We start from the raw sequence: 12,100 nt of genomic DNA on the forward strand, positions 1-12,100 counted from the left end.
GGTCACGACCCGCCTCCCGGACGTGCGGGACCACCGTCGTCTCCCGCCGGGACCGCTCCGGCTTCGACTCCTGACCGCGGCACCCCCTGACCACGGCACCGCACCTGACCGCACGCCGAGGGGGTGTCTGACAGGAAGCCTGGCACCACGCCCGCCAGTGGGCTTCTGCCACGTTCCCCGACCCGGCGCGGGCCCGGACGCCTGTCCCGCGAAGAGGCGGCTGTGAAACCTGAGAGGGCCGAGAAGCCGGCGGATTTGTCCAAGTTGAATGACGTGTCCCATGCCACTTACGTCGGACGGTGCGCGACCGCTAGCGTGCCGTCATGACAGCGCGGGCCCCCGCTCCCGTGGCCTTGAACGGCCGGCACGTCATACTGGAGCCGCTCAGGATCGATCACGTCCCGGACCTCTACGCCTCTCAGCGCGGCGTCGAGACGGACTGGGGCTGGCTGCCGGTGCTCGCGCCCCGGTCGCAGGCGGAGATGCGCCTCATAGTCGAGCAGCGTCTCGCCCAGCAGGCTGCCGGGGGCGCCTTCCTCTTCGCCGTGCTGGACGCCCGTACCCGCCGCGCCGCGGGCTGGATCGCCTATCTCAACATCAACGTCATCGATCAGCGGGTGGACATCGGCTGGCACTGGCTCGGGGAATCGCTGTCGGGCACGTACGCCACCGTGGAGATCCATCTGCTGCTCGTCCGGCACGCGTTCCACCTGGGTTTCTCGAGGGTGGAGTGGCAGCTCGACGACCTCGACCGTGCGGGGCACGACACGATGCTGCAGATCGGTGCACTCCGTGAGGGGTTGTTGCGCCGGCACCAGAAGAGGCCCGACGGCACGTGGCGGGACACCGCTCTGTATGCGCTGCTCTCCCCCAGCCGCGCCGCCCCTCCCGGTCAGGCGCAGCTGGCCGTTCCCGCGGCGCCCGCGCCCGCTGCCCCGGCGGCGCCCTCCTGGCCGGCTCCGTCGCCGGTGCCTCCGCAGGGCATCCGGCCTCGCGTCGGGCTTCCGCCCGCGGGCCACCGGTACGGGCCGTGAGCTCGCGCCCGTGAACGGCGGTGGCCTGGGATGGCCTGGGATGGCCTGGGATGACCTGGGATGACCTGCCGTTGCCTGTGGTGACCGCCCCGTTCGCCCCCGACTCCCCTCACACCTGACCGGCCTGAGGCCTGACGCGCGACCGGCGCCGCGACCCGACGAGTACCCGGGCGCCCCGCGCCCGAAGGCAGACCGCCCGGCCCCCGCGCGCGCCCCGCACCGCTCTCCGGCGTGCGCCCACCGTCCGCGAACCGCCGCCGCCGACCGGGCCGTTGCCGCCTCCCGATCGTCTCGACCACCAGGGATCGTCCAGCGGATAGACGGCGCCTATCCGCTGATCGGCGACAACTCTTTGACAGACCCGGTCCTGCGGAACAAGGCTGGAGCAGCCGCGGACAAGGCCAAACGCAGGCAACCGCGGCGATATCCGGCCCGGCCCGGTTACGCCTCTTGAAGACGCGGCCACCCTGGCTCTCGCCGGATCGCACCGGCCTCGACGGAGCGTCAGCGGCGCCGAGTTCGCGCCACGTGCCAGAAGGGGACCGAGCAGACCATGCGCAGCAACAACGAGGATCCGGCCGACGAGCTGTCCGTCACCCCGCCCAGGACCTGGGCGACGGGTGTGCCCGGCGTGACCCACGCCCTTCAGTACTCGCTGGGCCAGACCTCCGTGCGTCGTACGGCTCTGACACTGTTGAACGTCAACCAGGACAAGGGCATCGACTGCCCGGGCTGTGCCTGGCCGGAGCCGGGGCCGGGGAAGCGCAGCCGCAACGAGTACTGCGAGAACGGCGCGAAGCACATCAACGACGAGGCCACGTCGCGCCGCGTGACCGCCGGGTTCTTCCGCGAGCACTCAGTCTCCGAGCTGGCCCAGAAGTCCGACTACTGGCTCAACCAGCAGGGCCGGCTGACGGAGCCCATGGTCAAGCGCCCCGGCTCGGACCACTACGAACCCATCGGCTGGGACGAGGCGACCGGCCTGCTCGCAGCCGAGCTGCGCGGCCTCGGCTCCCCCGACGAGGCCCTCTTCTACACCTCCGGGCGGGTCAGCAACGAGGCCGCTTTCCTGCTCCAGCTCTTCGCCCGCGCCTACGGCACGAACAACCTGCCGGACTGCTCCAACATGTGCCACGAGTCGAGCGGTTCGGCACTGATGGAGACCCTCGGCACCGGCAAGGGCAGCGTGAGCCTCCAGGACATCCACGAAGCCGATCTCGTCCTCGTAGTCGGCCAGAATCCCGGGACCAACCACCCGCGGATGCTCTCGGCGCTGGAGGAGACCAAGCGCAACGGCGGCCGGGTCGTCGCCGTGAACCCGCTGCCGGAGGCGGGGCTGATGCGGTTCAAGCACCCGCAGAAGGTGCGCGGCGTGATCGGCCGCGGTACGGACATCGCCGATCAGTTCCTGCAGATCCGTCCCGGCGGCGACCTCGCCCTCTTCCAGGCACTCAACCGGCTGCTGCTGGAGGCCGAGGACGAGGCGCCCGGGGAGGTGCTCGACCACGGCTTCATCGACGCACACAGCACCGGCTTCGGCGAGTACGCGGCGCACGCACGCCAGGTCTGCTGGGACGACGTGCTCAACGCGACGGGGCTGACCCGCGAGGAGATCGAGGCGGTGCACGCACGCGTCCTGCGCTCGCGGAAGGTCGTCGTGTGCTGGGCGATGGGGCTCACGCAGCACAAGCACGGCGTGCCCACCATCCGCGAGATCGTCAACTTCCTGATGCTGCGCGGCAACATCGGCAGGCGGGGGGCCGGGGTCTGTCCCGTGCGCGGCCACAGCAACGTCCAGGGCGACCGCACCATGGGGATCTGGGAGCGGATGCCGCAGCCCTTCCTGGACGCCCTGGAGCGGGAGTTCGGCTTCACGCCGCCCACCCGGCACGGACTGGACTCGGTGAACGCCATCAGGGCGATGCGCGACGGCAGGGCCCGGCTCTTCGTCGGCGTGGCGGGCAACTTCGTACGTGCCAGCCCGGACAGCGAGGCCACCGAAGAGGCCCTGCGCGGCTGCCGGCTGACGGCGCACATCTCGACGAAGCTGAACCGCTCGCACACGGTGTGCGGGGAAACGGCGCTGATCCTGCCGACCCTCGGCCGCAGCGACCGGGACGTCCGGGCCGGCGGCGAGCAGTTCGTCACCGTCGAGGACTCGATGAGCGAAGTGCACGTCTCCCGGGGCCGTCTGGCTCCCGCCTCGCCGCACCTGCGCAGCGAGGTGTCGATCATCTGCCGGCTGGCGCGCGCCGTCCTCGGTGACGCGACTCCCGTTCCCTGGGAGGAGTTCGAGGCCGACTACGGCACGATCAGGGACCGCATCTCGCGGGTCGTTCCGGGATTCGAGGACTTCAACGCGAGGGTCGCGGCGCCGGGCGGTTTCCGGCTGCCGAATCCGGTCAACGAGCGCAGGTTCGCCACCCCCTCCGGCAAGGCGGTCTTCACCCGCAACGAGTTCACGATGCTCCGGGCGCCGAAGGGGCATCTGCTGCTTCAGACGCTGCGCTCCCACGACCAGTGGAACACCGTCCCGTACGCGATGAACGACCGGTACCGCGGCATCCACAACGCCCGGCGGGTCGTGCTGGTCAACCCGGCGGACCTGGAGGAGCTGAACATCGAGGACCGTGCCGAGGTCGACCTGGTCGGCGTCTGGCACGACGGCGTGGAGCGGCGGGCGAAGGGTTTCCGCGTCGTCGCGTATCCGACGGCGCGCGGCTCCGCCGCCTCGTACTACCCGGAGACCAACGTCCTGGTGCCGCTGGACAGCGTCGCGGACATCAGCAACACGCCCACGTCGAAGGGCGTCGTGTGCCGCCTGGAACCCGCGGGGCTGCCCGTGTGAAGCGGTCCGGCACGGGGTGCGGCCCCCGCGGGCTCCGGGTGGTCACTCGTCGAGGTCGACGCGCACGGACAGCAGGTTCGTCCCGAAGGCCCGTACCGCGGCGCTGTTGAGCCGCGGCAGGGTCTTCAGCCGGGCGACGGCGTCGTCCTCCGGGACGAGGTGGGCCGTGCCCGTGTGCCACCGCCCGTGGATGCGCACACGGACCCGCGGGTCGGTCTGGATGTTGCGGATGTACTGGGACTTGACGCCGTACTCGGAGACGAGCCAGAACTCGTTCCCCGTGCGGCGCCCGCCGACGGGGGTGCGGCGGGGCAGGCCGGAGGTGCGTCCGGTGGTCTCCAGGAGGACCTGGCCCGGCAGACGCGTCGTGACGGGGTTCCCGACCCGGCGCTGGAAGGCCGTGACCGCCTGGAACTTGAGCTCGTGATAGCGGGACATCTGCTGCTGGCTCTCCTCTGATCCGGCTTGTCCGCCAGGTGTCGATTCCCGTCTTCCGTGGCGCGTACTGCCGTACGGGTGCCGGGACTTGAGCGTACGGCAGCCGCCAAGTCAGGGCTCTGGTGCATTAGTACGAATACGTGATACGTAGCGGGCACCGGCCATCGGTGGCATGTGCGTCGCTCGCAGGCGCCCGGTACGGCGAGGAGTTCGTGGCGACTGGGCGAGGAGCGGCCTCTCGTGTGCGAGCAAGCGTGGCAGCGGCAGTTGGCGTGCGCGCCGGACGGCGGTGCGGCACGGCCGGCGCTGGTGCTGGTCGGGGCCGCGGCCGGTGCGGGAAAGAGCGAGCTGGTGCGGCGGCTGCTGGAGTCTCCCGACGCGAGGGCCGTGCCCCGGCTGGCCGTCACGTTCGGTCCTTCGGGTGCCGTCGACATCGCCGATCCCGCCGCCTGCGTCTCCCACCCGTCCCTGGAGTCCTCACTCGCCTCGGTCCGGCCCGTGCTGCTGGTCGCCGAGGACCTGCACCACGCGGACGAGCACGCCCTGGGGCTGCTGCGCGGCATGCTGCGCGAACCGCCCGCACGCCTCATGGCGGTGCTGACGTACCGGCCGGAACAACTGCCGCGGCCGGGCCTGCCGTTGGGACGTGCGGTGGACTACCCTGCCCGGCTCTCCGTCACCCGCTACACGCCGCCACCCCTGGACGAGCAGCAAGTACGCACGCTGGCCGGAAAGTTGCTCGGCGCCCGGCGCTGCACCGAGGGCTTCGTCACACGGCTGCACCAGCGCTCGGCGGGCGTGCCGCAGGTCGTCGTGGACCTCCTGTGCACGCTGCGCGACGCGTGCGGCGGCCGCGAGCGGGGCACTTCACCGCCGCGGACGTGGACGGGGCCGGGGTGCCGGTACGCCTTGCGGAGCTGGTGCTGGAGCGGCTGGACGCGCTCCCGGAGGCATGCCGCCCGGTGGTCCGGGCGGCCGCGGTGCTCGGCGCTCCGGCGGGCGCCGGGGACCTGGCCACCGTGGCCGGACTGTGCGGCGAGGCGGGACACGAGGCGCTGGTGGCGGCCCTGAAGGCGTCGGTACTGCGGGAGACGGAGCAGGGACGGTACGGGTTCGCGGTGCCGATGGAGGCCACGGCCGTCTACCAGGAGCTGCCCGGCCCGGTGCGGGAGCGGCTGCACGAACGCGCCGCGGCGATGCTCGCGAGCCGGACACCGGTCTCATGGACTCAGGTCGCCCGCCACTGGAGGGGCGGCGGCCGTACGGAGGAGTGGCTGCGCGCCGCCGAACACGTCGCGGACACCGGCGGCGACGGCGTCGGTGACAGAGACGGCGACAGCGACGGCGACGGTCACGGCGGCCCCGACGGAACGTTCCAGTTGTGCCCGAACTCGTGCGCGGCGAGCAGGGCGAAGTCGCTGACGAGGGTGGAGAGCATGATCCTGTCGCCCTGGCCCCAGTTGCATCCGACGACGTTCCCGCCGCCGCAGCCCTGCACGTAGCCGCCGGTGCACTCCACGGGAGTGCCGCTGGAGGACGTCTCCTGGGCGTCGCCCCAGAAGTTGGCGCCCTGGCGTATGGGGCCTTCGAGGCCGCTGCACGACGAGGTGATGTGGTAGCTCCAGGCGGTGAAACCTGAGCGCTCGTCACGGGGCGCGTCGGGGAGAGCGCTGGTGCCGGGGGCCTCGCCGGTCGGGAAGCGGTCGGACAGCACGCCTTCGCCGGCGGCCTGCGCGCTCTGCGCCGAGACGGACTGTGCGGCGTCGGAACGTGCCGCGGCGCCGATCTCGGCGGCGGTGGCCGAGGTGGGGAACGCGAAGACGAGTGCGAAGACCAGAGCCGCGGCGCCGGTCAGTCTTCGTAGGAGCGTACGCATGGACAATCTCCTCTGTGGGGGGCGGCGTGCACCGCGTCGGCAGGTCCCGTCCGGGGCCGCCGCGAATGCTCGGGCCGAACCGCGGCCCGCATACCGGTCGCCAGGAACGTACTCACGTATCCGTGGCGCGCCTATACGGGTGCGGCGATATACGGATACGCAAGAAATCCCCGCGGCGGGCCGCACCCGCACCGTCTCGCCCCACGCACGAGAGCGCCCCAAGTCCCCGTCATACGGGTGGACTTGGGGCGCAAAGGCGGCGTTCAGGGGTTGCGGCCGGGAGCTGTTCGGAGCTCTCCCGGCTACTTCGCCAGCGCGGCCACCTGACCGGCGGTGAGCGCCTTGCCGAAGGCCCTCACGTCGTCGATGCTGCCCAACGTGCCCCGGAAGCCCTCACCGAACGAGAGCCCGCGGCCCACGGCGAAGCCGCCCTCGGAGGCGAAGTCGCCATCGTGCTCGGTGACGTCCTCGAGCCTGCCGTCGACGTAGAGACGGATCTCGTTGCCGGGATCGTCGTAGACGCCCGTCAGGTGGGTCCACTCACCGGGCTCGGGGCCGAAGTCGGCGGCCGCCTCGTCGGCGTCGGCGTCCTCGGCGTCCTCGTCGTCGTTCTCGGGGATCCGCATCTCCCAGCGGTCCTCCTCGGCGTCGTACTGGAGCATGAAGCCGCTGGCCCGGTCCGCGTCCTGGCTCACCACGACCTGACGCTCCTCGGTGTCGTCCAGCCGCACCCGCGCCGAGACGGAGAAGCTGCTCTCGGTGTCGACCACGGGACCGTCCGAGACGACCGCCTGCCCTCCGGCGAACTGCGCCGCCTTTCCGACGACCCTCGTGGGAGGTGAGCCCCTGAGGGCCCCGTTGTGCCCGTTCTTCGAAGTGTCCGCCACCGTCCCGCCCTTGACGTCGTCGAAGAGCCACTCGAGCAGCGCTCCGCCGACGGGCGGCCTGGAGGCGGGCGGCGGGGGCTTGCCGCCCTTGGAGGGCGGCTTGGAGCTGCGGGTCGCCGTGACGGTGGCCGTGGCCGTGGCCGTGGCGGTCGTACGGGCGGGCCCCGGCTTCCCCGGAGGCTGCGCGCTCTGCGAAGGGCCGGCCTCGTTGCTCTGCGACGCGCCGGGACGGAGATTCCCGGAGAAGGCGAACGCGGCCGCGAGGGAGGTGAGTCCTATGAGGGCGAGGGTCTGCAGCAGCCGGGTGGCACGCCTGCTCCGGCCCGCGGGACGGACCGGGCCCCAGCGCCCGAAGAGGCGACGCCGCGTCCCGCCCGGCGGCTGCGCCAAGTGGACGCCTGCCGGAAGGAGTTCCAGGGCGGTTCCGACCGGGGCGTCCTCCTCCGCCCTCATGGCGCCGTACTCCTCGCCTCCCCAGGGCAGCACCGCGTCCGCCAGGAACCCGCCGCAGTCGACGCGCAGGCGCCCCAGGTCGGCGACGGCCCGCGAGCAGACGGCGCACACCTCGAGGTGCGGTGCGAGATCGGCCGCCATGTCGAGGGACTTCTCCTCGGCGTAGGCGAGGACCATCCGGTGGAAGGGCCGGCACTCGTCGTCCAGACCGGCCTGGTGTGTCTGTACGTAGACGTTGTACAGCTCGCTCCGCGCGCGCCTCTCCAGCAGGGAGACCGCTTCGGTGCCCGGCCCGAGGATCTCCTCGATGCGCTCGCTCTCGTCGTGCTCGACGGTCCTGTGCCACAGCACCGCCTGGCTGTGGTCGGCGACGCCCTCGAAGGCCCGCGCCGCGAGGCTGGGGGGCAGGAAGGCCGCCTCCTCGCTGCCCCCCTCACCGGCGGGGGGCAGCGGTATGTGTGCCTGGACCCAAGTGATCAAGTCCTGGTTGAGAACGCTCCGTTGCTCGGTGCCGGCCCATGCCGCGGCAGTGCGCAGGACGACCGACAGTGCCCGCGGACGGACCGCGCCCGCGGTGCCGTCCTCCGGCCGCAACGCCTGCCTCCAGGCCTGCCCCGCCAGGGCGTCGGCCGCGGAGGACGTCACGACGCATGCCGACGCGAAGACCCTGACCGCCTGGAAGTGCCGCTGCTCGAGCTCCCGGAGCGCAGCGGTCGAAGGCTCCCCTCCCGCTCGTACGAGACGGAGCAGTTCCGCGTCGGACTGGCGCGCGCGTTCCATGCGTTCGTTCAATCTCCCCGGCGTCCCGGCCCGTACGAGTCGGCTGCTTCACCTGGTCGAGGCCCGGACCGCGTCGGCGGCAATGGTCAACACCCAGCTCAGCGGAAGGATGCTGAAAAGGCCATAGGCAATATGTACCTAGCCTGGGACTGCTCTTGATGCCGCCGTCCAATCACCCTGCGGGGCGGGGCCGAGTGATGTCGCATAGCCGGAAAGGGTGGTTACCGGCGGGTCCCCGCGGACAGGGGTTTGAGTTCCGGCATGAGGAGCAATGCCCAGTCCGGACCCGGCAGACGGAGCAGCCGGGCAGCCGGATCCCGGCCCGGCCGTCAAGCTGCTCCGCTGTCCGGGCGTCACGTTCACAGGCGCAGGCGCACGGGAGTTCACCGCTCCGGCGCCGGTGCCGGAGCGGTGAACTCCGGTGGGCCGGCGGCCAGTTCGTCCGGGGTCGGTCCCGTCGGCTGACGGGCCACGCGCGCCCGGCCGCTTCCGGCCCCCTGCGCCGGCTCTCTCTCCCTGATCGCGGCGGAACCGGCGCCGGAAACGGCCGCGGGTTCCGGTGCGGCCGGCGGCGCACTTCGGCCCCGTCCCCGGCCCGCCGCGGGGCCGCCGCCTCTGCGGCGAACAGGCCCCGAACGCGGCCCAGGTGCTGCCCGCGCACGCCGGATGGGTCCGGACGTGCGCCCGGCACGTCACATCCGTGACAGCGCCCGAACCACTCAAGATGCGCCAAATCCCGTACGTACGGGGCTCCTCCGGCGAGAGGGTCCTTAGGGCGTGCTTCGAAGTAGCGTCGTCCGCCCGTCAGGGCGGGCGGGGCGGCGTCAGGTGCGTGCGATCGCAAGGCGGAGGGAGGAGAGCGCAGCGGGCTGCGCCGACGACCGACAACGCAGCGAGCGTGCGTGCGTGGCGTCGCCCCGCAGACGGGACTTCGAAACACGCCCTAGTGCACCGAGCCGACTTCCTGCGAGGGGGCGACATCGTGGAAGCTCCGACAGCGTGGCCGTTCGTCGGGCACGAGCGGGAGCTCGCCGACTTCGACGAGGCGCTGGCGAACGAGCACTGCCACGCTTTCGTCGTACACGGCCCGCAGGGCATCGGGAAGTCGCACTTCGCACAGGTCTGCCGGGAGCGGGCCGAGCGCCGTGGCCATCCGGCCGGCAAGGCGGTCTCCGTCTCCGAACCGGACTTCCCCCTCGCATCGTTGGCGCATCTGCTGCCGCCCGGCGCCGGCGTCGGCGACGCGGTGTCCCTGTTCGCGACGGCCCGCGAAGCCTTCACGGGAGGAGGCGCGGGAGCGGGCGCGGGAGCAGGCGGTGGAGAGAGGCCGAGGGGCGCCGCCCTGCGGAGGTTCACGCTCGTCGTCGACGACCTCGACGGACTCGACGAGGCGTCGGCGTCGCTCACGGCTCAACTCCTGGAAGCCGGAGCCGCGTTCCTCCTCGGCACGGTCGGGTCGCTGCAGAAACTGGGGCCCGTCGCGTACTGCCTGCAGTCGGGCGGCCGGACACGCAGAGCGGACCTGAACCCCCTGAGCGAACCGCAGACCGGCGAGGTCATGGTCCGGGTGCTCGGCGGCCCGGTGGAACCTCGCACGGTCTCCCTGCTGCACCGGGTCAGCGGCGGAAATCCCTGCTATCTGCGGGAGTTCGTCCTCAACGCCCTGGCGGAGGAGAGCCTCGTCGACGACGGGGAGTCGTGGACGCTGATTTCGGACCTCGGCCCCACGCCCCTCCTGTCGGAGATCGTCGAGAGGCGGCTGGCGGGTGTGTCCCCGGAGACCCGCAGGACCCTGAACAGGATCGCGCTGTGCCAGCCCGTGGAGGCCGCCAGCCTTCCCGACGGAGCGATGGACGAGCTCGAAGTCCTCGGGTTCACAACGCCGTTGAGGGAAGGCCGTCGAGAGTCGGTCGCGCTCGCGCACCCGGCGCACGAGAAGGTGCTGCGCGTCGCGATCCCGTCCCCGGAACGCCGGCGCATCCTCAGCGAGGAGGCCGAACTGGTGAGGGCCAGGGGCGCGAAGAGGTTCACCGACAAGATCCGGATCGCCTCCTGGCAGCTCGCCGCCACGGGGTCCGCGGACCCCGACACCCTGCTGCGGGCCGCGACCCTGGCCCGCCGCACCCAGAACTTCCGTACGGTGCGCGAACTTTCGCGTGCCGCGTGCCGTGAGGGCGAGGATTTCCTCTCCCGTCTGCTGCTCGCCGAGTCGCTGTACGAGCTGGGCGATCTGGCCGGCGCATGGGAGGTCTTCGAGGAGGCCGCGGAGCGGACGGACGGGGAGTTCGACCGGCTGCTCCTCGCCATCGGCAGGTCCAGGCTGCTCGCGTGGGGGTTCATCGACGCCCGCAAGGCGCTGGACGTCAACGCGGAGGCGGCGCGGGAGGTATCCGAACGGCGGCACCGGGACGCTCTGACGGCGGCCCGCGGCGCGATCCTCGTGGCGTTCGGCAGGCCGGAGGAGGCGCTGCGCGTCGTGGACGCCGCCGGCTGCGGGAGTTCCGCGGCGTCCCAGGGCCCCATGGGCGTCCGGTGCTTCGAGGGCAACTGCCTCGCCGGCGTACTCGGAAACGGTCCACGGGCCATCGCACTGGTGGCCACGGGCCGGGTGCGGGAGGGCCTGGAGTCGGCCCGCGAGGCGTACGAGGAACGGGTGCGCCTGGAGGAGACCCCGGCGATTCCGCACCCGGTGGAGTACCTCAGCATCGTCATGTTCGCGCTGGAGGAGGAGGGCAGGCTCGACGAGGCGTACAAGACCGGCGAGCGGGGCTGGCAGGAGGCGCTGGCCGACGACGTCGCCGGTGCGGAGGCGCTGATCGCCGCTGCGCTCGCGCGCTGTTCGCTGCTGCTGGGCCGTCCGACCGAGGCACGGCGCTGGGCCGCGCAGTCCGCCGGCGTCGCCTCACGCAACTCCTTCCCCGGCATCCTGCACATCGCACTGGCACGCAAGGCGGAGGCCGCCGCCCTGATGCAGGACGTCCCGGCCGCGGCAAAGGCCGTCGAAGCGTGCTCGGACCTGCCGCGCTGGGGCACCTTCCGCTCCGAACTGCCGCTGGGCCAGGCGTGGTTGCTGGCAGCTCAGGGAAAGCAGCAGGCGGCACGCGGCGTCCTGTGGGAGGCGGCGGAGGACGCGCGGGCCGCGGGCCACCTCGCCAGCGAGGCCAGGATCCTCACCGACATCGCCCGCCTGGGCGACGCCCGGGGTGCCGAGGCGAGGCTGCTGCACATCGCCGGGACCTCCGACGGCGCGCTCACCGCCGCCCGGGCCTCGTACGTCGCCGCTCTCGCCGCCGGGGACCCGGAGCGGCTCATGCAGAGCGCCCATGTGCTCGCGGGGGCCGGGGCGTCACTGGTCGCGGCGGAGGCCGCCGCCTCCGCCTGCACGCAGTGGAGCAACCGTGGCGAGCAGCGGTCCGCCACGGCGGCGGAGAACCTGTCCATCTCGCTCCAGCGGCACTGCGAGCAGGCCCGCACGCCGGGGCTGACGGCGCTGGGGACGGCCAGGCATCTCACCGCGAGAGAGGCGGAGATCGCGGGGCTCGTGTGCTCCGGGCTCACGAACGCGGAGGTCGCGGAGGCCGTCACCATCTCCAAGCGGACGGTGGACAACCACCTCCAGAACATCTACCGGAAGCTGGGGGTGCGCAGCCGGCGGGAGCTGAGGGCGGCGTACCTGAAAGAGGACTTCTCCTGACGCACGTCTCGAAGGGGGACGTCTCCTGCCGGTCGCGCCGAGGACCCCTTCTCGTCGTGTGGACCGGCCCGCTTCGGGCCATCGGCAGCC

Annotated in this window: 7 protein-coding genes; 4 read left to right on the forward strand and 3 right to left on the reverse strand. The window is 72.2% G+C overall.

Annotation, left to right across the window (positions count from 1 at the left end):
• The first annotated feature begins 323 nt into the window (after positions 1-323).
• Both EV375_RS12250 and EV375_RS12255 read left to right on the forward strand, forming a co-directional pair.
• Positions 324-1,034 carry a GNAT family N-acetyltransferase gene (locus tag EV375_RS12250; protein ID WP_130299465.1) on the forward strand — a complete coding sequence of 237 codons (711 nt, stop codon included), beginning with the start codon at positions 324-326 and terminating at the stop codon, positions 1,032-1,034.
• Between the two features lie 553 nt (positions 1,035-1,587).
• Positions 1,588-3,882: an FdhF/YdeP family oxidoreductase gene (locus tag EV375_RS12255; RefSeq protein ID WP_130299466.1), complete on the forward strand. Its 2,295-nt coding sequence runs from the start codon at positions 1,588-1,590 to the stop codon at positions 3,880-3,882.
• 42 nt (positions 3,883-3,924) lie between these two features.
• Here EV375_RS12255 and EV375_RS12260 read toward each other — a convergent pair whose 3' ends face one another.
• Complete coding sequence (locus EV375_RS12260; RefSeq protein WP_130299467.1) at positions 3,925-4,320, reverse strand: nitroreductase/quinone reductase family protein; 396 nt, start codon at positions 4,318-4,320, stop codon at positions 3,925-3,927.
• Positions 4,321-4,560: 240 nt separating this feature from the next.
• Here EV375_RS12260 and EV375_RS12265 point away from each other — a divergent pair, with 240 nt between their 5' ends.
• A complete protein-coding gene (locus tag EV375_RS12265; protein ID WP_130299468.1) occupies positions 4,561-5,391 on the forward strand; it encodes an ATP-binding protein in 831 nt (276 codons plus the stop codon).
• A gap of 280 nt (positions 5,392-5,671) precedes the next feature.
• On the opposite strand, the gene EV375_RS12270 is transcribed toward EV375_RS12265, so the two are convergent.
• Together EV375_RS12270 and EV375_RS12275 are read right to left on the reverse strand one after the other, a co-directional pair.
• Positions 5,672-6,196 (reverse strand): hypothetical protein, encoded by a 525-nt coding sequence (locus EV375_RS12270; protein ID WP_130299469.1) that lies wholly within the window; start codon positions 6,194-6,196, stop codon positions 5,672-5,674.
• Positions 6,197-6,498: 302 nt separating this feature from the next.
• Entirely contained in the window at positions 6,499-8,316 is a 1,818-nt protein-coding gene (locus EV375_RS12275; protein ID WP_130299470.1) for a LamG domain-containing protein, read from the reverse strand.
• A 982-nt stretch (positions 8,317-9,298) separates the two neighbouring features.
• On the opposite strand from EV375_RS12275, the gene EV375_RS12280 reads away from it, so the two are divergent.
• Positions 9,299-12,010 carry a LuxR family transcriptional regulator gene (locus EV375_RS12280; protein WP_130299471.1) on the forward strand — a complete coding sequence of 904 codons (2,712 nt, stop codon included), beginning with the start codon at positions 9,299-9,301 and terminating at the stop codon, positions 12,008-12,010.
• The last annotated feature ends 90 nt before the right edge of the window (positions 12,011-12,100 follow it).

The organism is Streptomyces sp. CNZ301 (genome assembly GCF_004217425.1).

Bases quoted from the DNA above. Each gene is read 5' to 3' on its own strand.
- EV375_RS12270 (WP_130299469.1), bottom strand. From the start codon at position 6,196: ATGCGTACGCTCCTACGAAGACTGACCGGCGCCGCGGCTCTGGTCTTC.
- EV375_RS12275 (WP_130299470.1), bottom strand. From the start codon at position 8,316: ATGGAACGCGCGCGCCAGTCCGACGCGGAACTGCTCCGTCTCGTACGA.
- EV375_RS12250 (WP_130299465.1), top strand. From the start codon at position 324: ATGACAGCGCGGGCCCCCGCTCCCGTGGCCTTGAACGGCCGGCACGTC.
- EV375_RS12260 (WP_130299467.1), bottom strand. From the start codon at position 4,320: ATGTCCCGCTATCACGAGCTCAAGTTCCAGGCGGTCACGGCCTTCCAG.
- EV375_RS12255 (WP_130299466.1), top strand. From the start codon at position 1,588: ATGCGCAGCAACAACGAGGATCCGGCCGACGAGCTGTCCGTCACCCCG.